Below are 25547 nucleotides of genomic sequence, written 5' to 3' on the forward strand. Positions count from 1 at the left end.
TGTTCGTCTTCGCGAGCTGACCGTTGGGGATCACGACGAGGTTGTTGGACAGGTTGCGGATCGTCGTCTGCCGCCAGTTGATGTCCTCGACGTAGCCCTCCTCGTTGCTGCTCAGCCGGATGTAGTCACCGGGCTGGACCGTCTTGGAGGCGAGGATGTGGATGCCCGCGAAGAGGTTGGCGAGGGTGTCCTGCAACGCCAGAGCCACCGCCAGACCGCCGACACCCAGGGCGGTGAGCAGCGGGGCTATGGAGATGCCCAGCGTCTGCAGCACCACCAGGAAGCCGATCGCCAGGACCAGGATCCGCGTGATGTTGACGAAGATCGTGGCCGACCCCGCCACGCCGGAGCGGGACTGCGTGACCGTGCGCACCAGTCCGGTGATCACCCGCGCCGCCGACACCGTCGCGACGAAGATCAGCAGCACCGTCAGCACCTGGTTGGTGTTGTGCTGCACCGTGCGGGTCAGCGGCAGCACCGCCGCCGCGCCCGCCACACCGCCCACGACCGCGGCCCACGGCACCACGGCCCGCAGCGCGTGCACGATGACGTCGTCGCCCGTCCAGCGGGTGCGGTCGGCGTGCCCGCCCAGCCAGCGCAGCAGTATGCGCAGCGCGAAGGCCGCCAGCAGACCCGACCCCAGGGCGATCCCGGCGAAGACCAGGTCGTCCACGGTGAGCGTACGGTTCACCGGTCACCTCCGGGGCGCGGAACTGCGGCGAACACACTCGCCTGCGGCCGGATATGAAGTCTCGTCACGTCGTCACCTGCTCGTCTTTCAGGGATGTTCCGTCGCGCCGGACCACCCTGACCCGCGGCCGGCACGATCGTTCATCCTGCCGTATCCCGCACGGGGTTCCGTACCGGGGAACGGGCCATTCCGGGGCAGGACGTGACGGAGTGGGACCCGTGGACGGGCCGGTGAACCCGGCTCGCCTGCCGGGCGGTCAGATCACCTTCAGCCGCACCAGCGCCGCCAGCGTCACCGCGCCGGGCACCAGCGGCAGCCACACCGTGATGACCCGGAAGGCCAGCACCACGGCCGTGGCCACCGCGGCCGGGCCGCCCGCCGCCACCAGCGCCACGACCAGCGCCGCCTCCACCGAGCCGATCCCGCCCGGCGTGGGCACCAGCGCGACGGCGACCGTCGCCGCCAGGTAGGCCACCGCCATGTGCGCGGGCGGCACCGACAGGCCCAACGCCTGCCCCACCAGGACCAGTACGGAGGCCTGCAGCGCGGGGAAGGTGAGCGAACCGCCCCACAGGGCCACGGCCCGGGCCGGACGCGTGTGGACCGAGCGTGCCTCGCCGAGCGCCGTCCGCAGGAAGGACACCAGGGCGGAGCGCACCCGCCGCACGAGGGCCAGCACCACGACCGCGACGACCAGCACCACGCCGGCACCGGCCAGCAGCGGGCCGAACGCCGCGTCGGGCAGCAGCGTGCCGAGCCGCAGCGCGCCGGGGAACGCGACGAGCAGGACGCCGAGCAGGGCCACCCGGCCGACACTCTCCGCCAGCAGATACAGCGCGAGCGCCGCCGAGGAGCGGGCGAGCGGCAGCCCGCACACCGTCATGAACCGCAGGTTCACCGCGCTCGCGCCCAGCCCGGTCGGCAGCAGGTGGTTGGCCGCGCCCGCGGCGAACTGCGTCGCGAGCAGCCGCCGTCGGGGCAGCCGTTCGACCACCGCCCCCTGCCGGGTGCAGGCGGCGGCGACCCAGGTCAGACAGGTCGCGCCGACCGCCGCCAGCAGCCACGGCCACTCGGCGGTGCCCAGATGCGCGAAGCCCTCGGCGAGCACCGACCGGTGCCGCACCGCGACGACGGTGACGAGCAGGAGCGGAAGCAGACACAGGATCTGACGCAGGCGGCGGACCGGGACGCGACGGGGGAGTCGTCCCGGGCGGAGTTCGGGGAGTTGTACCGCTGTCACATCCGAAGAGGCTTCCCATGCCCCGCCAACGGCGGGTTGCGGAAGCGGGGACGGCGTCTTACGCGCGGGAAGCGGCTGTGAGGAGAGCGTCATCGGGGCCTTTGCACGGGGAACGGGGAGAGGTGAGCGAAGAGAGGGGGATCGGGCCGATTGTGCGGTATGCCGGGGCGATGTGCGAACGCCTTGACCTCAACATTGCTTGAGGTCCTACCTTCACTGCCATGAGCATGGAGACCACAGCGTGGACACAACTGCACAGCGTCATGAACGCCGAGCAGGAACGCCGCCCCTTCGCCCTCGCCACCCTGCGCCGCATCGGCGCGTTCGCCCGCTCGCACCGGCGCCGCATCGCCCTCTTCGTCCTGCTCGGCGTGGGGACCGCCCTGCTCGCCGTGGCGACGCCGGTCCTGGCCGGGCGTGTCGTCAACGTGATCGTCGCGGACGGCGACGAGGACACCGTCGTACGCATGGCCCTGCTCATCGCGCTGATCGCGGTGGCGGAGGCGGCGCTCGGCATCCTCGGCCGGCGCCTGTCCGCGACGCTCGGGGAGCACCTCATCCTCGACCTGCGCACCGCCGTCTTCGACCATGTGCAGCGCATGCCGGTGGCGTTCTTCACACGCACTCGTACGGGAGCCCTCGTCTCCCGTCTCAACAACGACGTCATCGGCGCCCAGCGCGCGTTCAGCAACACCCTCTCCGGAGTGGTCAGCAACCTCGTCACCCTGCTGCTCACGCTCGCCGTGATGCTCACACTGTCCTGGCAGATCACCCTCCTGGCGCTGGTGCTGCTGCCGGTGTTCGTGATCCCGGCCCGGCGCATGGGCAGCCGGATGGCCCGAATGCAGCGGGAGGCGGCGACGCTGAACGCGGCGATGGGCACCCGCATGACCGAGCGCTTCTCCGCACCCGGCGCCACCCTCGTCAAGCTCTTCGGACGCCCGGAGGAGGAGTCCGCGGAGTTCGCTGTGCGCGCCCGCCGGGTCGCGGACATCGGCGTCCGCACGGCCACGGCCCAGGCGGCCTTCATCACCGCCCTCACCCTCGTCTCCGCCCTCGCCCTGGCCCTCGTCTACGGCCTCGGCGGCTACCTCGCGCTGCGCGGCACCCTGGAACCGGGCGCGGTCGTGTCGCTGGCGCTGCTCCTGACCCGGCTGTACGCGCCGCTGACCGCACTGGCCGGTGCACGCGTCGAGGTGATGAGCGCCCTGGTCAGCTTCGAGCGGGTCTTCGAGGTGCTCGACCTCCGGCCGCTCATCGAGGAGAAGCCGGACGCCCGCCCGGTGCCCGAGGGGCCCGTCACGGTCGAGTTCGACGACGTCCGCTTCGGCTACCCGGCCGCCGACAAGGTCTCGCTGGCCTCCCTGGAAGAGGTCGCCGCCCTGGACAAACGCGGCGGCGACGAGGTCCTGCACGGCATCTCCTTCCGCGCCGAACCGGGCCAGACCGTGGCACTCGTCGGCTCCTCCGGCGCGGGCAAGTCGACCGTCGCGCAACTGCTGCCGCGCCTCTACGACACCGACGAGGGCACCGTGCGCGTCGGCGGCGTCGACGTCCGCGACCTGAGCGCCCGGTCCCTGCGGGAGACCCTCGGCATGGTCACCCAGGACGGGCACCTCTTCCACGACACCGTCCGCGCCAACCTCCTCCTGGCCCGCCCCACCGCCACGGAGACCGACCTGTGGGACGCCCTGCGCCGGGCCAGGCTCGACGACCTCGTCCGGTCCCTGCCCGACGGTCTCGACACCGTGGTCGGCGAACGCGGCTACCGCCTCTCCGGCGGCGAACGCCAGCGCATGACCATCGCGCGGCTGCTGCTGGCCCGGCAGCGCGTCGTCATCCTCGACGAGGCCACCGCCCACCTCGACAACACCTCCGAGGCCGCCGTCCAGGAAGCGCTCTCCGAAGCCCTCGAAGGCAGGACCGCGGTCGTGATCGCCCACCGGCTCTCCACCGTCCGGGCCGCGGACCAGATCCTGGTCGTCGAGGCCGGCCGGATCGTGGAACGCGGCACCCACGAGGAACTGCTGGCGGCGGGAGCACGGTACGCGCAGCTGTACCGGACCCAGTTCGGCGGGACGGAGAGTACGGAGAGTCCCGTCGCGGAAAGCGTGTGAACGGCCGCGGGCGCGCATCCGTACCTCCTCCGAGTACTCCTGCCTGCCCGCCAGGGCAGAACGGTCCGCATCCGGAGAGGCGACGTGTCCCAGCAGCAACCGCACGCACGATCCACTGGCCGGACCCCGTCGCGCACCCGCAGGCCGCGCGCGGCGGCGCCGGCCGCCGCGCTGGTCGTACTGTCCCTGGTCACCGCCTGCGGCGGGGGCGGCGACGACGAGCCGGCCGGCGGCGGCACGGCGGCGAAGCCGAGCGGGGCCGCCGCTCCCGCCGCCGGAGTCGTCGCGCCGGCGAAGGTGGAGGTGATCGCCGGCCTGGCCGGCTGCAAGGTGAAGATCCGCACCGAGGCGGACGAACTGCGCGAGGGCGTGTGCCACACCAAGAAGGGCGACTTCCTCATCACCACCTTCCCCGAGGAGAAACTCAAGGAGACCTGGCTGGAGTCGGCCCGCGTGTACGGGGGCAAGTACCTCGTCGGCATGCGCTGGGTGGTCAGCGCCAAGCCGGGGATGCTCGAGCCCCTGCGCGCGAAACTCGGCGGCACGGTCCGGGAGCTGAGCGGCATCGGCCCCACCGCGAACGGCTCCTGACGTCACGGTCGCCCCAGACGGCGGACGAGACCGGCGACCTGCGCGTCCTGCCGGGCGAGAAAGGACTCGAAGGCGCGGCCGGTGGCGAACACGTCGGTCCACCCGTGCCGGCGGAGCTCCTCCTGCCACCGGCGGGAGGCGTGCAGCTCGGTCAGCACCTCGACCCAGCGCCGCCGGTCGGTGTCGCTGATACCGGGCGGGGCCACGATGCCCCGCCAGTTGTCGAAGACCAGGTCGATCCCGCAGGACTTCAGCGTCGGGACGCCCGGCAGGACACCCACCGGCCGCTCCCCGGTGACGGCGAGGACCCGCACCCGGCCGGAGCGTCGCTGATCGAGGAACTCGCCGAACCCACTGGTGGCGACGTCGACCCGGCCCTCCAGCAGCGCGGGCAGCAGATCACCGCCCCCGCCGTCGTACGGCACGTAGTGGACCTTCCTCGGGTCGATGCCGACCGCCTGCGCCAGCTCCATCGGCAGCAGATGGTCGGGCCCGCCGACGGAGGAGCCACCGCCGACCCTGAGCCGGCCGGGGTCCTCGCGCCAGGCGTCCACCAGGGCGCCGATCGTCCGGTACGGCGAGTCCGCGCGCACGACGACCGCACCGGCCTCCTCGATCAGACGGGCGATCGGGGTGGTCTCGGCGACGGTCACCCGTGACCCGGCCGCGTGCGAGGCGCCCACGACACCCAGGCCCATCTGCAGCGCGAGATCGCCGTTGCCCCTCTCGTCGGCGAGGCGCTGCAGCCCCACCGTGCCCCCGGCACCCGGCAGGTTGAACACCTGCACGTCCGGGGCGATGCCGGTCTCGTCCATCACCCTGGCCGCCGTGCGGGCGGTGGTGTCGTAGCCGCCGCCGGGCGTGTTGGGCACCATGAGCCGCACGTTCCGCGCGGGCCCGTCACCCGGCCACCCCCCGCATCCGCCGGCCACCAGCAGGACCAGGGCGGCGAAGCCGCAGCGAAGAGCGCGTGCGGGACGTCTCATGCCACTCCCTTCCGGTTTTCCCTGGCCGGGGTCATGATTGTGCGACTCGGCACATGAGCCGCCCCACTTGTGTCAGCAGTAAAGATTGAGTTCGTTGTGGTCGCCACCTTCCGTCGCCATTCGCTCGCGGGCGAGATGCTGGTGCTCCAGCTCGCCATCGTCGTGGTGGTGCTGCTGGCGGTCGCCGCGGTCTCGCTCGCCCAGTCGCAGGCCACGTTCAACCGCGTCGAGGGACGCCGGGTGATCGCACTGGCCGAACAACTCGCCGCCAACCCCCTGGTCCGCAGCCAGCTGGTGCGCCCCGCCCCCGGCGAGACGCTCGCACCGCTGGTGCACGCCACGCAGGCGCAGTCCGGAGTGACCTCGGTGACGGTGGCCGACGCCGCCGGCCGGATCGTCAGCTCCACCAATCCCACGGTGGTCGGCGAGCGGCTGCCCCCGCGGCAGGGCGCGCTCCCGGAGCGCGGCTGGGCCGGGCAGCTGACCCTGGACGGCAACCGCGAGCTGGCCGCCCAGGTCCCCGTCCTCGGAGCGACGGAGGAGAACCTCGGCCGGGTCCTCGGCACGGTGATGATCGGTGAGGCCGATCCGACGGTGTGGCAGCGGCTCAGCGGCGCCTCCTCGTACCTGCTCGCCTACCTGGGCATCGCCAGCGGACTCGGCGTGGCCGGCTCCTGGCTGCTCGCGCGGCGGGTGAAGCGGCAGACCCTCGGGCTGGAGCCGCGGGAGATCGCCGGGCTCGCCGAGCACCGGGAGGCGATGCTGTACGGCATCGCGGAGGGCGTGATCGCCCTGGACCCGCAGCAACGCCTCACCCTCGTCAACGACATGGGCCGCCGCCTGCTCGGCCTGCCCGAGGACTGCCTCGGCCAGAGCCTCGACGGCCTGGGCATCGACGGACGGCTGCGCGATGTGCTGGCCGGCACCACCGCCGCCGGAAAGCCGGACGAGGTCGTCGTCCGCCACGGCAGGGTCCTGGTGATGAACCGCATGACCGTCACCAAGGACGGCAGGCTCCTCGGCTCGGTCACCACCTTGCGCGACCGTACCGAACTGGCCCGGCTGGAACGGGAGATCGGCTCCTTCCGCAGTTCCTCGGAGCTGCTGCGGGCACAGGCGCACGAGTTCGCCAACCAGCTGCACACCATCTCGGGGCTGATCCAGATCGGCGAGCAGGACGAAGTCGTGCGCTACATCCGCGCGTTGAACCAGCGCCGTCAGTCGCTCGACGTCACCCTCAGCCGCCGTGTCCGGGACACCGCCGTGGCGGCACTGCTGATGGGGAAGGCGTCCCTCGCGGCCGAACGCAGGGTCAGCCTGCGCATCTCCGACGACACCGCGCTGGAGCGGCTGGCCCCCGAGGACGCGGCCGACCTGGCGACCGTGGTGGGCAACCTCGTGGACAACGCCGTCGACGCCGCCGCTCCCGACGGGGAACGGTGGGTCGAGGTGGCGCTGCGGCAGGACGCCTCCAGTGTGGAGATCGTGGTCCGCGACTCCGGGCCGGGCGTGGCTCCCGAACTGGCCCGCGAGGTGTTCTCCCACGGGTTCACGACCAAGGCGGCGCGGGAGGGCGAGCGGGGCATCGGACTGGCCCTGACCAAGCTGGTCTGCGAACGGCACGGGGGTGAGATCTCGGTGGCCAACACCCCCGACGGGGCCGTGTTCACCGCACGCCTGACCGTCGGCCGGCTCACCGACGCACTGGCGGAAGGAGCGGCCCCATGACCACCGGAACCCGCGACAGGGCGGACGGTATCGCGGGCGGCATCGACGTCCTCGTGGTCGACGACGACTTCATGGTCGCCCGGGTCCACCGCACGTTCGTCGAACGCGTCGAGCCGTTCCGTGTCGTCGGCGTGGCCCACACCGGCGGCCAGGCGATCGAGGCCGTGGGGGCGCTGCGCCCCGACCTCGTCCTGCTCGACCTGTACCTCCCCGACATGTTCGGCCTCGACGTCATCCCCCGGCTGCGCACCGCAGGCCACGACTGCGACGTCATGGTCATCAGCGCCGCGCAGGAAGCCGACTCGGTACGCGGCGCCGTCCGCCACGGGGTGGTCGACTACCTGCTCAAACCCTTCGACTTCGAGGATCTGCGCCCCCGCCTGGAGCGCTACGCCGCCCGGCGGGGCCGGCTGCTCACGGCCGTCGTACGCGGCCAGGCGGACGTGGACCGCGTCCTGGCCGGAGCGGTCGTCCCCGCACCGGCACCCACCCTGCCCAAGGGGATGAGCGTGGAGACCGCGGAACTGGTCGAGCGGGCGCTGCGCGCGGCGGACGGCACTCTCTCCGCCACCGAGTGCGCCGCCCTCACCGGCGTGTCCCGCGTGAGCGCCCGCCGCTACCTGGAGCACTTCCACACCGTCGGCCGCGCGGAGGTGTCCCTGCGCTACGGCGTGGCCGGGCGGCCGGAACGGCGGTACGCCTGGCGGGCCTGACCGGGAAGCCGGCCTACGGAGGGTCGTCACCCGGCGGAGGGGCCGGCACCGGCAGGGGTGCGGGGGCGGGGGTCGGGCCGGAGACCGTCGCCGCTGTACCGTACCGGCCGCGCGGCGCCGAGACGCCCGGTCGCCCGGGCGCCTCCTTTGCGACCTTCACGGTGAAGACGCCCGGGCTGTGGTCACGCCACTGCACGACGTCCGGCTCGAGCGCGGTCGCGGCGGCGAGCGGAAGCACCACCGCGCCGGTCAGCGCCAGGACCCACCCGAGGGCGGGGCTCAGGAAGGTGCCGGCTGTCCGCCGGTACGTGTCGTGGTAGGCCAACTGTCGTCCCGGTGCTGTGACATGACGTCATGTGTCGCCCCCGTGGGACTCACTGTCGCAGCTGCCACCACGCAGTTGAAGTTTGAAACTTAAAGTCTCCTCCTCGCGCACAGAAGTTTCACGACGCCCGCACCTCGCGTGCCGCGCGGCTCACCCGGTGTGGATCTCCAGGGCGGTACGCACGGCGGACTCCACGGCTCCCTCGATCCACGCCGGCTTGACGGACGTGTGGTCCCCGGCGAAGTGCAACGGGCCCTCGGGTGCGGGGATGGCGGGCAGCAACTCGGTGTGCTGCCCGGGCAGGAGCACGGACGCCTCACCGTAGGCGTAGGGATCGCGCAGCCAGCTCTGTGTGCGGCCCGCCCCGGTGTAGAAGACCTCGATCCGCTGTCCGTAGACCTGCTGCAGGCCGCACAGAGCGTGCGGGTACCTGGCGTCCTCCTCCAGGGAGTCCCAGCGCAGCGCGTCGTCCGCCCAGCTGTAGGAGGCCAGGACGACACCCCCCGCGCTGCCCGGAACCGGGTGGGAGGGGTGGAACATGAACCGGTTGGCGTTGTCCGACACCGAGCCGCCCCCCACGACGTCGACCGCCTCGGGCTGCTCGCGTGTGATCGCACGGTTGGCGGCGTAGTGGGTGCGCTGCCCCGCCGTGATGTGCCCCGCGGGCACGGAGGGGTGGGCGCCGAGCAGACTGCCGTCCGAGGCGGCGCGGCCGGCGCGGTACGCCTCGTACAGGCCCGGGTCGACGGCGTTCAGCTCGCGCTTCCAGTCGGCCTCGTCGAACTCCCACCAGCGACGGCTGAACTCCAGCAGCACCTTGGTCGCGCTGTCGTAGTGCAGTTCGCAGACCGCGCGGCGCTTGCCGTACGACAGGGGCGGGGCGATCTGCACGTGGCGCAGTCCGGAGAACGGCACCGTCACCACGGCGACGTCCGCGGTGAACTGCTCGCGCACCACGGGACCGTCGCGGCCCTCGGACACCGTGTCCACCCATACGTGCGGGCCCTTGCCCCGGACGTGTCCGCCGTCGGGCGACGGACGGTCGGGGTGGTGGTAGGCGATCCGCGTGACACGCCGGTCGAACCGCACGTCCTTGCGTACGCGTTCCAGGAGGGCGTCCGGCAGGACGGCCGTGCCGCCCTCCAGCTCGTAGAAAGGCGTGTCCGGACTGATGAGGGAGGAGCCGATGAAGCTGTGGATGAAGGACAGCGGAAGGCGCGAGGTGAGGTTCTCCAGGGTGCCGATCAGGTCGATGGTCCGCTCGTCGAAGCCGGCGTGCTCGGTCAGGAAGCGGAACATCGACCAGTCACCGAACCGCTGCACCACGCGGGCCCAGCCGCGCAGCCGCTCGGGGAGCGGCTTCTCGACCCGCTTGCCGTGACGGTCGACGTAACTGAACTCGTCGCGCACCGGGTCCAGAGCGGAGCGCAGGATGGCGGCGGCGGGGGTGTCCCAGAGGGCCTTGGGGACGCCGAAGGACCGGTTCACGCGCCGGGGCGCGCGGGCGTAGTCGGCGCGCCGCACGCGGATCCCGTTGACATGGATCCAGGTGCGGGCGGCGGGCCGCCCCCCGGAGTCGACGTCGACGTAGTGGAATCGCCGCTTCTTCAGGCCGAACTGGTCGATCAGCTCCATCACCAGGGGATGGCTGCCCGGGATGCGCATCGCGCCCGCCTCGGCGTACTGGCGGGGATCGGCGAAGGGCTGCTCGGCCTGCTCGTGGCCGCCGCTCCGGAAGGTCTTGATGCGTCCGCCCGCGCGGTTTCCGTTGGCCTCCAGCACCGTCACCCGGTGCCCTGCCCTCCTCAGCAGCCAGGCGGCCACGAGACCGGCCGGGCCGGCGCCGATGACCAGGACGTTCTTGGGGCGTGTCCGCCGCTGAGCCGGCAGTCCCTCCTGGAGGACGCGGTGGTATCGCGGGACGAGGGGGCGGTCGTCGGAATCCAGTACGAGCAGTGCGCGAGCGACGGCGAGGCACCGGTCGAAGTCGGTGCGACGGCGCGCGCCCGGTGCGGCCGGTGCCGCCGGTGCGGTCGCTGCGGCCGCTGCGGGGAGAGCCGAGGCGGTGCCTCCGGTCAGGGCCGTCGCCACCGTGGCCGAACCGGCCGCAGCGGCGAAGCCCCGCCGGGAGAGACCGCCGTCCGAGCGCACCACTGTGTGATCTTCAGTCATGGCGGCCTTTGTAATGTCGGCCGTGACCAGGCACCCTCTCTTCGCACCGGCGTTGACTCGAAGGAGCGAAGAAGGGGACAAACCCTGACGTCGCAACACGTCCGCCGACGCGGACGCCCGGGAAAACCCGAAGGGATGAATGCCGGGCGAACTCCGTCTGCCGCCGCGATCGATCTCCCAGACTGCCCCAAGAGCGCGGGGCGACGGAGGGGGGAAGGGTGGCGCAGCGGCGCACTCCGTTCGGTGACAGAGCCCGTTACTGGTTCGACAGCACGCTGACCCGCGGTGCCTCCGCCCTCGTCGGCTGGATGGCGCTGCTGTGTCTGGCCGTCGTCGTCCCGGCCAGCGCCGTGCTGGTGTGGACCGACCCCGACGCGCCCGCGTCCCCGGCGGACCGGCTGGCGAAGGTATGGCAGCTCACGGGGGAGACACTGCGGCTGGGCGGTGCGACCGGACCGCCGCTGCGCGTGACGATGTCGGTGCTGCTCGCCCTGGTCGCCCTGCTCTACGTCTCGACGCTCGTCGGCCTGATCACGACGGCGCTCACGGATCGGCTCACCGCGTTGCGACGGGGCCGTTCCACCGTGCTCGAACAAGGACATGCCGTGGTCCTGGGGTGGTCGGAGCAGGTCTTCACGGTGGTGAGCGAACTGGTGGCCGCGGGCGCCAACCAGCCGCGGACGGCGGTGGCCGTGCTGGCCGACCGGGACAAGACCGAAATGGAGGAGGCCCTGAGCACGAAGGTGGGACCCGTCGGCCGTACGCGGCTGATCTGCCGCAGCGGCCCCACCACCGACCCGTCGGTGCTCACCCTGACCAGCCCGGCCACGGCCGGTGTCGTGCTGGTCCTGCCCCACGACGAGCCCGACGCGGACGCCGAGGTGGTCAAGACGCTGCTGGCGCTCAGGGCCGCCCTGGCCGGGGAGGCGACCCGTCCACCCGTCGTCGCCGCCGTCCGGGACGACCGCTACCGCCTGGCCGCGTGTCTCGCCGCCGGACCGGACGGTGTCGTCCTGGAGAGCGACACCGTCACCGCCCGGCTGATCGTCCAGGCCGCGCGCCGCCCCGGGCTCTCCCTCGTCCACCAGGAACTCCTCGACTTCGCCGGCGACGAGTTCTACCTGATCACCGAACCGGCGCTGGCCGGCCTGCCGTTCGGCGACGCGCTGCTGTCCTACCCGACGTCGAGCGTCGTCGGGATCATGCGCGGAGCCACCCCCCTGCTCAACCCGCCACCGCAGACGCCCATCGCCCCGGGCGACCAGCTCGTCGTCATCTCCCGCGACGACGACACGGCCCGGCTCGACGACTGCGCGGAGTCCGTCGAGAAGGCGGCGATGGCGTCCGGCCCCGCGACGCCCACGCGGCCGGAGCGGGTCCTCCTGCTGGGCTGGAACCGCCGGGCGCCGCTCATAATCGACCAGTTGCGCCGCCGCGCCCGCCCCGGATCAGCCGTCGACGTGGTGGCGGACGGCGACGCGGCGACGGTCCGGCAGGTGAGCGAGACCGAGGCGCACAGCGGCACCGACCTGACCCTGACACTGCACCACGGGGATGTCACCCGCCCCGAGACCCTGCGACGTCTGGACGTTCACTCCTACGACAGCCTGATCGTGCTCGGCCAGGACCCCGCCCCCGAACAGCCGCCGGACGACCCCGACAACCGCACCCTCGTCACCCTCCTGCTGCTGCGTCAGCTGGAGGAAGCCACCGGGCGTGAACTGCCGCTCGTCACCGAACTGATCGACGACCGCAACCGGGCGCTGGCCCCCATCGGCCCCGGCGCCGACGTGATCATCAGCGGCAAGCTCATCGGCCTGCTCATGGCACAGATCTCCCAGAACCGGCACCTGGCAGCGGTCTTCGAGGAACTGTTCTCGGCCGACGGCACCGGCGTCCGCCTGCGGCCGGCCGGCGACTACGTGCTGCCGGGGTGCGAGACGTCCTTCGCCACGGTCGTGGCCGCGGCCCGTCAACGCGGCGAATGCGCCATCGGTTACCGCAGCCACGACGAGGCGTCGACGAGCCCCGACTACGGCGTGCGGATCAACCCGCCCAAGTCCGAGCGGCGCCGCTGGGCGGCTGGGGACGAGGTGGTGGTCGTCGGCAGGGACTGACGGGCGGCTTCGGGTGAGTTCGGCCGGGGTGTGGCGGACGGTGGCCGTGACCCGGTCGCAGGGCGTGAACGGACCGGGCCACGGTTCCCGGATCAGTAGCCGTAGATCATCTGTAGGCGACCTCGGGGAGGAACCGTCCGTCCGAGGAGCCGGCTCCGACGCCGCAGTTGCCGTCGGACTCGTCGGGGTCCCGATCGCCCCGCGATCAGCCCTTGACGGCGGAACTGGCGACCCCTTCGACGAACCAGCGCTGGAAGAAGGCGAAGACGACCAGGACGGGCAGGACGAGCAGGACCCCGAAGGCGAGGATCTGTCCCCAGTCCGGGGGCTGCTGCCCCTGGAAGACGCTCATCTCCAGCGGGAGGGGACGCACCGACGGGTCGGACACCATCAGCACCGGCCACAGGAAGGAACCCCACTGGATGAGGAAGGTGAGGATGGCGACCGAGGCGAACACCGGCCGGGACATCGGCACGATGATCGCGAAGAAGGTGCGCCAGGGCCCCGCGCCGTCCAGCCGGGCCGCCTCCTCGATGCTCGGCGGGATCTTCCTGAAGAACGTGTGGAACTGGTAGATCGCGAAGGCGTTGGCGACGAACGGCAGGGCCTGGATGAACAGGGTGTTGCGCTGGCCGTTGAACATATAGAACAGCGGCACCGCCACGGACTCGAACGGGATCAGCATCAGCAGCAGGACGAGGGTGAACACCGCGTTCTGGCCCCGCCACTTCAGCCGCGTCAGCCCGTACGCCGCCATCGAGTTGACGATCAGCCCGCCGGTCACCACCACGAACGACAGCAGCACGGACACACCCATGAACTGCCAGAAGTAGCCGGTGCTGTCCGAGTTCAGGCTGTCGAGGACGGCGGCGTAGTTGTCGAAGGAGAGATGGACGGGCAGGAAGCCGGACAGGCCGTCGAGGACCTCGTCGGACGGCTTGAGACTGCCGAGGAAGAGATAGAGCGCCGGGAGGGCGAAGACGAACGCCAGGACGCTCAGGACGGCGTAGTCGACGACGCGGCGTACGGGCGAATGGGTCATGGCCATGGGTCAGTCAGTCCTCGTGGTCGGGCCGGACGACGCGGCGCTGGACGATCGTCAGGGCGACGACGATCAGGAAGAACACCACCGTGACGGCCGAGGCCTGCCCGATGTCGTTCTGGTCGAAGGCCGTGGTGACGGCCTGGTACATCACGGTGCGGGTGGCGTCCTCGTCCAGGCCGCCGCCCCGGATGAGGATGTACACCTGGTCGAACACCCGGAAGGACAGCACCGAGGTCAGCATCGCGACGAACACCAGGGTGCCGCGGATGCCGGGCAGGGTGACGTGCCGGAACTGCTGCCAGCGGGAGGCCCGGTCCAGTTGGGAGGCCTCGTAGAGCTCGCCCGGGATCTGCTGGAGGCCGGCCAGCAGGATGACCATCTGGAAGCCGACGCCCTGCCACACCGACAGCACGATGATCGAGCCCATCGCGGTGAGGCCGTCGCCGAGCCAGTCGAAGGCGCCCCAGTTTCCGAAACTCACCGTGTCCAGGAAGGAGTTGAGCATGCCCTGCTCGCTGCGGGACAGGATCAGCCGCCAGATCACGGCTACCAGCGCCATCGGGAAGACAACCGGCATGAAGAAGAAGGACCGGAAGAGGCCGATCGCCTTCAGCTTGCGGTTGAGCAGGATCGCCAGCGCCAGCGCCAGACCGGTCTGGAGCGGTACGACGACCGCGGCGAAGGTCAGGTTGTTCAGCAGCGCCCGCAGGAAGGGGCCGGACAGGTCGGGGTCGGTGAACAGCCGCCGGTAGTGCTCCACACCGAAGAAGCGGGGCTCCAGCGGGGAGCCGAGACGCACGTTGTAGAAGGAGAGCACCACGGCGTAGCCGAACGGGATGCCGACGAAGGCGATCAGCCCGCCCACGGCCGGTGCCGACATCAGCAGTCCGTGCAGCCGGTCGCGGTTGCCGCGCGAGGGACGCGGGGGCTTCGCGGGGCGCGCGGACGAGGTGGCCTGTGCCCGGCCAGCGGGCGCGGCGTGCGCGGATTCCACGGTTTTCACGGGAGGGTCCTTCTTTCCGGCGGGGCGGGCGAGTCGGTACACCGCTGCGTCGTCACGTCGTCGCATCGCCATGTCGTCCACGGCCCGCCCCGGCCGATACGTCCTGTGGGTTACGGGATCTCGTAGCCGGCGTTGTCGGTGAAGTCCCGGTCGATGGCGCGGGCGGCCTTCCGCAGGGCTTCCCCGGGGTCGGCGCCGCCGTAGACCGAGTTGAGGGCCGTGCTGAACTTGGCGGTGACGGTGGGGTATCCGGCGGTCACGGGGCGGGTGACGGCGACGCAGGAGGAGGTGATGTCGCTGTCGCCACACGGCTTGGCCAGCTGGTCCGCGAAGAGCTGGAGCGGGCCGCCCTTCTTGTACAGGTCGCTCTTGGCCAGCGCGGTCTTGGTGGCGGGCACCGCACCGTTGGCCTTGGTCATCGCGCCGACGTTGGTGTCGTTCAGCAGGTAGTCAAGGAACGTGCCGGCGGCCTTGCCGTTCTTGCTGTCGGCTCCGATGCCCCACGCCCACGAACCCTGGCCGGTCTTGGGACCGTTGCCGAAGTCGGGCAGCGGCACGACGACGAGGTCGTCGCCGAGGGCCTTGCTGTAGGCGGGGTAGTTCCAGTGGCCGACCCAGCTCAGCGCGACCTTGCCCTGCGCGAAGACGTTGCCGTCGGTGTTGGGGTCGACGTACGTCTTCCAGGACTGGAACGTCTTCATCGCGGAGACGGTCTTGGGGCTGTCCAGGGCGCCCTCGGCCTTGCCGTCCTTCAGCAGGCCGCCGCCGGCCGACCAGACGATCGGGGAGAAGCCGAAGGTGCCCCACTCGGAGGCCAGGCCGTACTGCTCCGATATGTCGAGGACCTTGCCGTCGGAGTCCTTGCCCTTCAGCGCCTTGAGGGCCTTGCCGAACTCCTCGGCCGTCCAGGCGTCGTCCAGGCTCGTCGGGTACTTCACGCCGGCCGCGTCCAACAGCTTCTTGTTGGCGTACATGCCGAGCCCGGCGTCGAACATGCCGAGGCCGTAGTGCTTGCCGTCGATCTCGCCCTGCGCCTTGATCGCGTCGGTGGCGTTGCCGAGGGTCTTGGCGGAGACGTGGCCGTCGACCGGGGCGAGCTTGCTGTTGTAGACGAAGTTGGCCATCGTCGGGCCGTCGAACTCCAGCACGTCCGGCAGTTCGGCGGCGTCGGTGGCGGTGATGGTCTTGGTGTAGTCCTTCTCGGGGATCAGCTTCAGCTCGGCCTTGACGGCGCTCTGCGAGGAGTTGAAGGACTTCACCGCGTTCTGCAGCGCGGTCGCCTCGCTCGCCTGTCCCTGGTGGGCCCAGACGCTGATGGTGCCCTTGCCGCTGCCCTCCTCGGCGGAGGTGTCGCTGCCGCCACTCCCGCCGCCGCAGGCGGCCAGCGCGGCCAGGGGCAGCAGGGTGAGGGCCGTCAGGCCCGTACGGCGGTGTCTTGCGATTCCGGTGATCATGGTGGTGCCTCCGAGCGGGTGTGCGGTGGGTGCGCGGACGGTGGGGCCGGGGGCGGGAAGAGCCCTCCGGGGGGGCGGATGTCGAGGAGACGGGAGGGCTACCGCTGCCGGCCGCTGTGCGGCGGAGCGGTGGTCTCGCGGAGGACGAAGCGGATGGGCATCTCGACGGGGCGCGGCGGGCCGGCGTCCGGCTCGTCCAGCCGCGCCAGCAGCAGCCGGGCCGCCTCCCGGCCCTGGGCCGCGACCGGCTGGGCCACGGTGGTCAGCCCCACGACCTCGGACAGCTCGTGATCGTCGAAGCCGACGACGGACACGTCCTCCGGCACCCGCAGCCGGTGCCGGCGCAGGGAGCGCAGCGCGCCCATAGCCATCTCGTCGGACTGCGCGAACACGGCGGTCGGCGGGTGGCGAAGCGCCAGCAGCTCGGTCATGGCCCGCTCGCCGCCCTCAACCGTGTAACCGCCGTCCGCCTCCAGGGCGGGGTCGGGTTCGATCCCGGCGTCGGCCAGCACGTCCAGATAGCCCTGCCGGCGGTCCAGGGGCGTGGTCCAGTGCAGCGGCTCGCTGGCGCCGGAGATCATGCCGACCCGGCGGTGGCCGAGGTTCACCAGGTGCCGTACGGCGCTCTCCGCCCCGCCCCGGTCGTCGATGCCGACCACCGTGAAGCCGGGCCGGGCGCCGCCGACCGTGGTCGCCAGCGGCACGTCCAGGGACCGCAGGGCGGCGGCCTCCTCCGGGTCCGGGATCAGCAGGGACAGCACGGCGTCGACCCGCTTGCGGATCGGCAGCTTGGTGAAGAAGCGCTTGCGTGCCTCCGGTGAGCCGAGGTTGTACAGCAGGACGTCGTAGCCGGCCGCGCTGAAAACCTTCTCGGCCGCGTCCAGCACGGTGCCGAAGAACCAGCGCCCGACGTAGGGGACGACGACGCCGATCGTGTAGGTGCGCCCGCTGGCGAGGCTGGAGGCGGAACGGGACGCGGTGTAGCCCAGGTCGGCGGCGGCCGCGACGATCCGGGCCCGCATCTCCTCCGACACTCCGGGACGGCCGCGCAGGGCGCGGGACACGGTGGACGCCGAGACCCCGGTGGCCTCGGCGACATCGGTGATGCTGACCGTCACGGGACGCTCCTTGGTCGGGTGCACGCCGTGTGGCCGGGGTCCGGCAGCACGTCGGCGTGTGGGGGAGTGACGAGACCGTAAACCCGCCCACCCGGTTGCGCAAGCGTTTGCGTTCGGATTTACTTCGGCTGACTCTCAGAGGAACCCTCATCAGCAAGAGAACAGCGCACACGTTTGAGTGCCGCTGTCGGCAGACAGGACCCGTCCATGCGATACGCGCCGCCCGGCCTCTGCGTGAACGACTTCGACCTTCTGCGCCACGCGGACGGCACCTACTCGGTGCTGCACCTGCAGGGCCCCTGGACGGCCGAGTTCGACCATCTGCGCATGGAGACCTCCTACGGCCGGGCCACCTCCGCCGACCTGGTCCACTGGGAGCCGCAGGGCACCGCCTTCGGCAACGGCCTGCCGGGCCGCTTCGACCAGCAGGCGGTGTGGACCATGCACGCCTTCCCGCACGGCACCGGCATGGCGATGCTCTACACCGCCGTCTCCGGACTCACCCCGGACGGCTGGCCCCTGCAGTCGGTCGGCCTGGCCCACTCCGAGCGCACCGACGGCACCGGCTGGCGCCGCCACGGCACGGGGCCGGTCGCCGAGGCCGACCCGCGCTGGTACCGCACGGGCGAACGCATGGGCTGGCGCGACCCGTTCGTCGTACGCGACGACGAGTCCGACGGCTGGGTCATGGTGATCTGCGCCGCCGACGCCTCCCTGCCGGTCGACGTCAGCGGCTGCGTGGCCTGGGCGACCTCCGACGACCTGGAGCACTGGACCGTCCACCCGCCGCTCATCTCTCCCGGCGACGTCGACGAGCTGGAGTGCCCCGTCCTCGAACGCCTCGACGACGGCAGCTGGCTGCTGCTCGGCTCCATCGGCGCCACCCGGGGTTTCGAGGCGTGGACCGCGCCGCGCCTGCGCGGCCCCTGGACCCGCCGCGGCCCGCTCGGCCCGACCGGCGCGTACGCCCCACGTGTCGTCGCCGCCCCCGACGGCTCCCGCGTCGTCCTGCACACCACCCCCCGCCGCGTCGGCCTCACCGACACCGGCGACCCCTGCCGCGGCATGCTCGCCCAGCCCAAGACGCTGATCGCACCCCCGGGCGAGACGCCCTACCTCGCATGGTGGCCCGGCCTGGAGCCCTGGCTCGAGGAGCAGACCCGCGGCCCCGCCCTGCACGCGGTCGGCGACGTGGACGTCAGCGGCCTCACCGAGGTCGTGCTGCGCGCCGAAGACCCAGGCGACGACCGTGCCGCCCTCGCCGTGGCCTGCGAGGGCAAGGACCTCCGGGTCACCGGGCCCGGCGGCAGAGTGCTGGCACAGACCGTTCTGCCGAGTCCCCCTTCGACGTTGCGCATCCTCACGGTCGTGCGAGTACGTCGAGGTCTACGCCGACGGCGTCTTCGCACTGACCGCTCTGTGCTACTCCGGCCGGCCCGTCCCGTGGACGGCGGTCACCGCCGGCGGCGCCCGTCCGGTCCCCGTCCGCCCGATTCGCCTTCCCGACCCGCACCGGGACGACGCCTCGGCCGTGTGGCCCGGGGCGGCTGCGACGACCGAGGTGGTCCCAGCCAGCTGATGAGACCCGGCGCCCGGCGGTGAAGACGGTGCCGAAGGCCGAGCGCGGCGGCACGGCAGCGGCACCTGCTGATCGCGGCTCAGATCGCGGTGGCATCACGGCGCGACCGCATCCGTGCTGTGACGGGTGAGGCCGCCTTCCATGTCGACCCAGTGGCCGTGCCAGGCGTGTCCGTGCTGTGGTCCGCGCTGCCAGGTGTGGGTCACTCTGCCGCCCGGGTCGCGGCCGAAGACGGACAGCGCACCACTGGGATTGAGGACCACGGACGGGTCGTCGGTGATGCGGCCGCCCAGCGGCCCCCAGTCGGACCAGGGGCCGCCGGTGCCGGTCTGCCAGCGGTGGTGCAACCCGCCGTCGGCGCCCCGTGCGAATACGACCATGCCGCCGTCGCGCCCGACCAGGAGAGTCGGCCGGCCCTCGACGCTGCCTTCCATGTCGACCCAGTGGCCGTGCCAGGCGTGTCCGTGCTGCGGTCCGCGCTGCCACGTGTGCGTCAACCGGCCCTCCGGATCCCTTGCGACGACGGACAGCGCGCCGTTCGGCGACAGGACCACGGCCGGGTCCGAGACGAGCCGCCCGCCCAGCGGCCCCCAGCCGGACCAGGGGCCGCCGGTGCCGGTCTGCCAGCGGTGGTGCAACCCGCCGTCGGCGCCCCGTACGAACACGACCATGCCGCCGTCGCGCCCGACCAGGAGAGTCGGCCGGCCCTCGACGCTGCCTTCCATGTCGACCCAGTTGCCGTGCCAGGCGTGTCCGTGCTGCGGTCCGCGCTGCCACGTGTGCGTCAACCGGCCCTCCGGATCCCTTGCGACGACGGACAGCGCGCCGTTCGGCGACAGGACCACGGCCGGGTCCGAGGCGAGCCGGCCGCCCAGGGACACCCAGTCCGGGGCCCACGCGCCGGTTTCGGACTGCCAGGTGTGCCACAACGCACCGTCCGTGCCCCGGACGAAGACCACGAGCTTGCCGTACCGTCCCACCAGCGGGAACGGCCGGCCGAACGCACCCGGAGCCGGTCGGCCGAGCGGCGTCCACGCCGACCACGCACCACCCGGCGCGTTCTGCCACCGGTGCGTGACGCCACCCCCGGCGTCAACCCCGAAGATCACCATCCCGTTGCCGGTGTCCACCACTGACGGCACCCCCACACTCACCCGGGGGCCGCTCTGCGCCGGCCGGGTCCACCATGTGGTCTGTTTGCGGGCTCCGGCCCAGCTGAAGCTGAAGTGAACGTGGTCGGTGTGGGGCGAGCGGCCGGTGTACGGTGTCCAGCCGCGGTCCGGGCGGTACGCCTCCCAGATGCGCCGGTTCCAAATCATGTACATGATGCCGAAGCGGCGGGCCAGCGCGTGCGTGTTGCCGTGCCGGTCCATCGCCAGGAGCCAGTCCAGCAGGTCGGCGGCGATGTGGGCTTGCCCGTTGACGTTGACGCCCCAGTCCAGCGCGCGGCCCTCCTTGTGTTCGCTGTTGCCGGGTGCCCCGCATCCCCGGCTGATCCCCAGGCTGGTCGTGCCCGGGTAGGTGGCGAGCAGCAGGTCTCGGAAGGCGAGCACGCCCGGCTTGGCGGCGGGATCACAGCCGCGTTGCGGATCGGATGCGGCATAGGGGTCGATGTCGGGCCCGAAGTCCGGTGCGGTCGGTGGCATGGGTGCCTCTCTCTGGGCTGGCGCCGGTCGTGGTGGAACGTCGGGCGGCCCGGTACGTGGACCGGACCGCCCGACGGGATTCGTGGCGGTCTACTGGTGGAGGTTGATGCAGCTCGCCCAGCCCTTGCCCGGGCCGCTGCCGACGCGCTCGCCCGTGGCACGCCAGGTGCTGCGGTAGTAGTTGTTGATCCGGTCGTCGGTGTGGTCGTAGGTGAAGTCGATCCAGCCCGTCCGGCCGCCCCACGTCATGTACTGGCTGTAGTTGCGCTTCTCGCAGTCCTGGGGAAAGGGCCAGTCCGGGTCGGCCTGGGCGGAGGTGCCCAGGACCGTGGCGAGCACGGCGGCCGTGCTGAGCGCGAGGACGGCGAATCGGGCGCGCATGTTCATGGCGAGTTCCTTACGTTGCTGGTCGTGTTCAGGGCGGAGATCAGGGCGGAGATGTGGGGCTTCTCCCGGGCCCCCTCACTCCTTGAGGGGGCGAGCGGGGGTATCGAGCCCTGACCGGTGCGAACTCGTCGTAGCGTCTCGGCTACGGATCGTTCCGGTTCTCAGCGTGGGGGTCCGGGCCGGTGGAGCCAAGGAGGTGCCTGTCGCCTTGCGGGAGCGGAAACAGGAAACACCCGGTGACCTGGGGCAAGGCCGGACGGTCGGGAGGGTCGGCGAGACGTTCGGGGAGCGTCTGCGGCGGTTGCGTGCGGAGCGCGGACTGTCCTTGGCCGAGCTGTCCCCCCTGGTGCACTACAGCCGCGGTCACCTGAGCAAGGTCGAGAACGGGCAGAAGCCCGCCAGCGCCGACCTCGCGCAGGGGTGCGACGAGGCGCTGGGAGCCCAGGGCGCGCTGATCGCCCTCGCGCCGCCCGGGCGGGGCGCCGCCGCCGGGGCGGTGTGCCCCTACCCGGGGCTGGCGTCCTTCGGAAGAGCGGACGCCCACTGGTTCTTCGGACGGGAGCGGACGACCGCCTTGCTGGTGGAGCATGTGACGCAGCACCTGCGCGGGGGCGGCAGCGGCGGGCCGGTCGTCGTCGTGGGGCCGTCCGGCGCGGGCAAGTCCTCCCTCCTGCATGCCGGGCTGCTGCCCGCACTCGCGCGCGGCGCCCTGCCGGTACCAGGTGCGCGGGCGTGGCCGTCGCTGTGCCTCACGCCCACTTCCCAGCCGCTCGGGGAGCTGGTGCGGGGTCTGTCGCAGGTGACGGGCCTGGACGGTCAGGCCGTGCAGCGGGCGTCGGCGGCCGGGCCCGCTGAACTGGTCTCGCTGGTACGGGAGGCGGCGAACCACCCCGGTGGCCTGCCACGGCAGGCGGGTGGCCGGCGAGCGGCGACCCGGTCCGGACTCGTCCTGGTGATCGACCAGTTCGAGGAGGTCTTCACCCTGTGCACCGCCGACGCCGAGCGGCGCGACTTCGTCCGGACGCTGCACGCCCTGTCCCGGCCGGACCCGCACACGCGGAGCCGGATCCTGGTGGTGCTCGGTGTGCGGGCGGACTACTACGGGCAGTGCCTGTCCCACCCGGAACTGGTCGCCGCCCTGAGGGACGCCCAGTTCCCGCTCGGGCCCATGACCTCCGAGGAGTTGCGCGAGGCCGTCGCCGGGCCCGCGCGGGCCGCCGGTCTGGAACTGGAGCCGGGTCTGATGGAAGTGCTCCTGAGCGATCTCGGCGCCGGAGGCGAGGCCGCTCCCTGCCCGGGCGCCGGAACACTGCCGCTGCTCGCACACGCTCTGCTGACGACATGGCAGCAGCGGGACCACGGCCGGCTGACCGTCGCGGGCTACCGGAGCACGGGCGGGATCACGGGCGCCGTCGCCTCCAGCGCGGAACGCGTGTACGCCGGGATCGGGCCCAACGGGCAGGCCACGGCACGCCGGCTGCTGCTGGGACTGGTCCGGATCGGCGAGGCGGACCAGGACACCCGGCGGCGGGTCCGGCACAGCCGCCTGCTGGCCTCGCTGCCCGCGCGGGAAACGGCAGAGAGGTGCTGCACGCGTTCGCCGACGCGCGACTGCTGACCCTGGACGCCGACAGCGTTGAGATCACCCACGAAGCGCTGCTGTACGCGTGGCCCGAGGCTGCGCGGCTGGATCGACGCCGACCGCGCGGGTCTGCGCAACCACCAGCGCCTGACCGAGGCCGCCGAGGCATGGGAGGCGAGCGGACGCGACACGGCCCTGCTGTACCGGGGCACCCAGCTGGCCGTGACCGTGGACTGGCTCAACGGCCGCCTGGCCCCTCCGGACGCGCCCGAGCGCCGTTTCCTGGACGCCGGCGTACGTCACGAGCAGCACGAGACGGCTGCCCGCCGCCGGCGCGCCCGCCGTCTGCGGCAACTGGTCGCCCTGCTCTCCGCCCTGGTGCTGCTGACCGCCGGGGCCACGGGATACGCGCTCTGGCAGCGAACCGACGCCCTGGCCGAACGCGACCGCTCAGCGGCCCAGGTGGCCGTCGACGACGCCGAGCGGCTCCGGCAGGTCGACCCCTCGCTCGCCATGCGGCTGAGCTTGGCCGCCCACCGAGTGGCCCCCACCCCGCAGACCCGCGGTGCGCTGCTGGCCTCCTCGGGAAGCGTCTACTCCACGCCGCTGCCCCGCCACCGGTACACGGTGGGTCAGGCCCTCTTCCATGGCTCTCTGCTGGCCACCGCTGCCGCGGACGGTCTGGTACGTCTCACCGACGTACGCCACCCCGCCCGGCCGACCGCGATCGCCACCCTGAACGCCCGTGACTCCCTCACCGGCGTCGCGGTCACGTCGGACGGGCGGCTCCTGGCCACCGGGGGTGACGATGCGACGGTGACCCTGTGGGCCCTGTCCAAAATCCCTCCCCGGCAGTTGGTTTCGCTCCCGGCCGGCGGCGCGGTCAGGGCCCTGGCCGTCAGCCCCGACGCCAGGACCCTGGCCGCGGTCACCGGGGAAGGAGGCCTGCGCGTCTGGGACATCACCCGTCGTGAACGACCGGTCCGCCTGCCCGAGGGGACCGGAGCCGGCCACGAGGGGCCGGTCAACGGCGTCGCCTTCAGCCCCGACAGCCGTACCCTCGCCACCGCCGGCGACGACCGCACCGTCCGGCTGTGGAACATGACGCACGGCCGAGGGCCCGCACTCACCTCGACTCTGAGCAGCCACAAAGCCCAGGTACGCGCTGTGGCCTTCGCGCCGGACGGCCGGACCCTCGCCAGTGTCAGCTTCGACCAGACCGTTCACCTCACCCCGGTCGCGGACCCCCGGCACCCGAAGCGGCCGACGGTCCTGCGTGGCCACAACGGCCTGATCCACAGTGTCGCGTTCCGGCCCGACGGACGGCATCTGGTGACGGGAGGCGACGACCAGACCGCCCGGCTGTGGGACCTCACCGACGGCCGGGAACTGATGGCCCTGCCCCAGCCCAACCCGGTACGCGCCGTCGCCTTCGGCCCCGGGGACGTCCTCGTCACCGGTGATGACGAGGGTCGCGTACTGCTCTGGCATCTGCCCCCGCCGGTGACCTTGGCACCGGCCCCGACCACATCGATGGCCTACGCCCAGGAGGGCCGGATGCTGGTCACGGCGAACGCGGAGGCCGGCGCGCGGATCTGGAGCCGTTCACCCGCCGGCCACGTCACCCCCCTGGCCGCTCTTGCGCACCCGGCAGCCGTCAACGCGGTGACGGTCAGTCCCGACGGCCGCCTCCTCGTCACCGCCGGCCAGGACCACCGGGCACGCCTGTGGGACGTGACGGACCCACACCGCCCGGCCCTGCTCAGCACGCTCAGCCGCCACACCGACGCGCTCTACACAGTGGCCATGAGCAAGGACAAACGCCTGCTGGCCACAGGCGGCGAGGATCACACCGCCCAGCTGTGGGACATCAGCCGCCCCTCGCACCCCACGCACTTGGCGGACATGAGCGACCACACCGACCGGGTCAACTCCGTGTCCCTGAGCAAGGACGGCCGCCTGATGGCCACCGCGGGCGGCGACTACCGCGCACGCCTGTGGGACCTGTCCGACCGCCGCCACCCCGTGCTCATCGCCGAGCTGCTCCATCCCAACCAGGTCAACGGCGTGGAACTCTCCCCGGACAACAGGCTCGTGGCGACCACGGACGACGACCGCAAGGTCCGTCTGTGGGCCGTCCCCAAGACCAGGCCCAGGGCACTGGTGCGGACCTCCACCTCACCGCTGAGCATCATGATCGGTCACCGTGAGGCGTCGCGCGGCGCCGCCTTCGCGCCGGACGGCCGGACCCTGGCCACCACCAGCGACGACCGCACGGCGCAGTTGTGGGACGTCGTCGACCCCGGGCGCCCGGTCCTGCTGACCGCCTTGACCGGCCACACCGGGCCCGTCCTCGACGTCGAGTTCAGTCCCGACGGCCGGTCCCTGGCGACCGCCGGCCAGGACGCCACCCTGCGGTTCTGGTCCAACGACGTCGCCGCCGCCATCCGCCGCGTCTGCGCCCTCGACGGTCCCCTGAACCGTGAGGAGTGGAAGGCGCACCTCCCGAGGCAGCCCTTCCGCCGGTCCTGCGAGGGAGTCCGCACAGGCAACAGCGGTTGAGGAGAACCAGCAGCCAGAACCAGCGGTCAGAACCAGTGGTCAGAACCCGGCCGCCGCGTAGGCGCCGTACGCGGCGGGAGGCGCTACGTCGGCGGCCGGACACCGCGACTGCCGCGGCCAGGGCCACTGTGTGAGGTAGCGCACCGGGCGGTCACCGTCCGCCATCGCCCGGCGGATGCCGCCGGCCGCCTCCGCATCGTCGTAGTACACCTCACCCACGATCAGCGGCTGCCGGTACCCGAGGGCGTCCAGAGCCGCGTCGGCATCCATGAACTGCCGGTACTCGTCGCCGTTCCCCTCCTGTCCGTACAGGTGGACCTCCAGGACCTCCGGCGGCTCGCCCCCGTACACGGACGGCAGGTGCGGCACCCGGCCGGCGATCCAGACCATCATGGAGAAGCCGACCGTGTCGGACGTGCCGAACTCCCGCCGGTAGTCCTGCCACAGCGTCCTGTCGTACCGCAGCAGAACGTCCTCGCCGTCAGCCGGAG

Annotated in this window: 20 protein-coding genes; 8 read left to right on the plus strand and 12 right to left on the minus strand. The window is 72.1% G+C overall.

What is annotated here, in order from left to right:
* Positions 1–691, minus strand: a 691-nt coding sequence (locus SSQG_RS38585; protein ID WP_039934199.1) for a mechanosensitive ion channel family protein, incomplete at its 3' end; no start/stop codon positions are given.
* Positions 692–947: 256 nt separating this feature from the next.
* Positions 948–1931 carry a lysylphosphatidylglycerol synthase transmembrane domain-containing protein gene (locus SSQG_RS33830; RefSeq protein WP_167545801.1) on the minus strand — a complete coding sequence of 328 codons (984 nt, stop codon included), beginning with the start codon at positions 1929–1931 and terminating at the stop codon, positions 948–950.
* Positions 1932–2158: 227 nt separating this feature from the next.
* Here SSQG_RS33830 and SSQG_RS33835 point away from each other — a divergent pair, with 227 nt between their 5' ends.
* Positions 2159–4048, plus strand: coding sequence for an ABC transporter ATP-binding protein (locus SSQG_RS33835; protein WP_003994480.1), 1890 nt, complete (start codon positions 2159–2161; stop codon positions 4046–4048).
* Positions 4049–4132: 84 nt separating this feature from the next.
* Complete coding sequence (locus SSQG_RS33840; protein ID WP_003994481.1) at positions 4133–4639, plus strand: hypothetical protein; 507 nt, start codon at positions 4133–4135, stop codon at positions 4637–4639.
* A gap of 2 nt (positions 4640–4641) precedes the next feature.
* Here SSQG_RS33840 and SSQG_RS33845 read toward each other — a convergent pair whose 3' ends face one another.
* On the minus strand, positions 4642–5625 hold the full coding sequence (locus tag SSQG_RS33845) for a Bug family tripartite tricarboxylate transporter substrate binding protein (RefSeq protein ID WP_003994482.1): 984 nt from the start codon (positions 5623–5625) through the stop codon (positions 4642–4644).
* A gap of 96 nt (positions 5626–5721) precedes the next feature.
* On the opposite strand from SSQG_RS33845, the gene SSQG_RS33850 reads away from it, so the two are divergent.
* Positions 5722–7353 carry a sensor histidine kinase gene (locus tag SSQG_RS33850; protein WP_039934200.1) on the plus strand — a complete coding sequence of 544 codons (1632 nt, stop codon included), beginning with the start codon at positions 5722–5724 and terminating at the stop codon, positions 7351–7353.
* Entirely contained in the window at positions 7350–8066 is a 717-nt protein-coding gene (locus tag SSQG_RS33855; protein ID WP_003994484.1) for a response regulator, read from the plus strand. The genes SSQG_RS33850 and SSQG_RS33855 overlap by 4 nt, the downstream gene beginning before the upstream one ends.
* A gap of 13 nt (positions 8067–8079) precedes the next feature.
* Here the strand turns inward: SSQG_RS33855 and SSQG_RS33860 are convergent, their stop codons facing one another.
* Together SSQG_RS33860 and SSQG_RS33865 are read right to left on the minus strand one after the other, a co-directional pair.
* Positions 8080–8391 carry a hypothetical protein gene (locus tag SSQG_RS33860; protein ID WP_003994485.1) on the minus strand — a complete coding sequence of 104 codons (312 nt, stop codon included), beginning with the start codon at positions 8389–8391 and terminating at the stop codon, positions 8080–8082.
* Positions 8392–8541: 150 nt separating this feature from the next.
* On the minus strand, positions 8542–10563 hold the full coding sequence (locus tag SSQG_RS33865) for a flavin monoamine oxidase family protein (protein ID WP_039934201.1): 2022 nt from the start codon (positions 10561–10563) through the stop codon (positions 8542–8544).
* A gap of 218 nt (positions 10564–10781) precedes the next feature.
* Here SSQG_RS33865 and SSQG_RS33870 point away from each other — a divergent pair, with 218 nt between their 5' ends.
* Entirely contained in the window at positions 10782–12680 is a 1899-nt protein-coding gene (locus tag SSQG_RS33870) for a CASTOR/POLLUX-related putative ion channel (RefSeq protein WP_039934202.1), read from the plus strand.
* A 205-nt stretch (positions 12681–12885) separates the two neighbouring features.
* Here SSQG_RS33870 and SSQG_RS33875 read toward each other — a convergent pair whose 3' ends face one another.
* From SSQG_RS33875 to SSQG_RS33890, 4 genes are all read right to left on the minus strand, one after another.
* The gene (locus SSQG_RS33875) at positions 12886–13728 is read right to left on the minus strand and encodes a carbohydrate ABC transporter permease (RefSeq protein ID WP_003994489.1); all 843 of its coding nucleotides are present in this window, start codon (positions 13726–13728) and stop codon (positions 12886–12888) included.
* Positions 13729–13735: 7 nt separating this feature from the next.
* Positions 13736–14728, minus strand: a complete 993-nt coding sequence (locus SSQG_RS33880) for a carbohydrate ABC transporter permease (RefSeq protein ID WP_003994490.1) — start codon at positions 14726–14728, stop codon at positions 13736–13738.
* 110 nt (positions 14729–14838) lie between these two features.
* Positions 14839–16182 carry an ABC transporter substrate-binding protein gene (locus SSQG_RS33885; RefSeq protein ID WP_039934204.1) on the minus strand — a complete coding sequence of 448 codons (1344 nt, stop codon included), beginning with the start codon at positions 16180–16182 and terminating at the stop codon, positions 14839–14841.
* Positions 16183–16280: 98 nt separating this feature from the next.
* Positions 16281–17300 (minus strand): LacI family DNA-binding transcriptional regulator, encoded by a 1020-nt coding sequence (locus tag SSQG_RS33890; RefSeq protein WP_039934205.1) that lies wholly within the window; start codon positions 17298–17300, stop codon positions 16281–16283.
* Positions 17301–17507: 207 nt separating this feature from the next.
* Between SSQG_RS33890 and SSQG_RS33895 the strand changes: the two genes are divergently transcribed.
* Positions 17508–18902, plus strand: coding sequence for a mucin-1 (locus SSQG_RS33895; protein WP_244299339.1), 1395 nt, complete (start codon positions 17508–17510; stop codon positions 18900–18902).
* Between the two features lie 72 nt (positions 18903–18974).
* Here SSQG_RS33895 and SSQG_RS38390 read toward each other — a convergent pair whose 3' ends face one another.
* Together SSQG_RS38390 and SSQG_RS33905 are read right to left on the minus strand one after the other, a co-directional pair.
* Complete coding sequence (locus SSQG_RS38390; RefSeq protein WP_052310381.1) at positions 18975–20525, minus strand: hypothetical protein; 1551 nt, start codon at positions 20523–20525, stop codon at positions 18975–18977.
* Between the two features lie 90 nt (positions 20526–20615).
* On the minus strand, positions 20616–20912 hold the full coding sequence (locus tag SSQG_RS33905) for a hypothetical protein (RefSeq protein ID WP_003994496.1): 297 nt from the start codon (positions 20910–20912) through the stop codon (positions 20616–20618).
* Between the two features lie 196 nt (positions 20913–21108).
* Here SSQG_RS33905 and SSQG_RS38395 point away from each other — a divergent pair, with 196 nt between their 5' ends.
* Positions 21109–22530 carry a helix-turn-helix domain-containing protein gene (locus SSQG_RS38395; RefSeq protein ID WP_208865686.1) on the plus strand — a complete coding sequence of 474 codons (1422 nt, stop codon included), beginning with the start codon at positions 21109–21111 and terminating at the stop codon, positions 22528–22530.
* A gap of 18 nt (positions 22531–22548) precedes the next feature.
* A complete protein-coding gene (locus SSQG_RS38400) occupies positions 22549–25056 on the plus strand; it encodes a WD40 repeat domain-containing protein (protein ID WP_003994495.1) in 2508 nt (835 codons plus the stop codon).
* Between the two features lie 39 nt (positions 25057–25095).
* On the opposite strand, the gene SSQG_RS33915 is transcribed toward SSQG_RS38400, so the two are convergent.
* Positions 25096–25547: hypothetical protein (locus SSQG_RS33915; protein WP_039934207.1), on the minus strand; the 452-nt coding region annotated here is incomplete at its 5' end.

Source organism: Streptomyces viridochromogenes DSM 40736 (genome assembly GCF_000158955.1).
In the GTDB taxonomy this organism is placed as follows: domain Bacteria; phylum Actinomycetota; class Actinomycetes; order Streptomycetales; family Streptomycetaceae; genus Streptomyces; species Streptomyces venetus.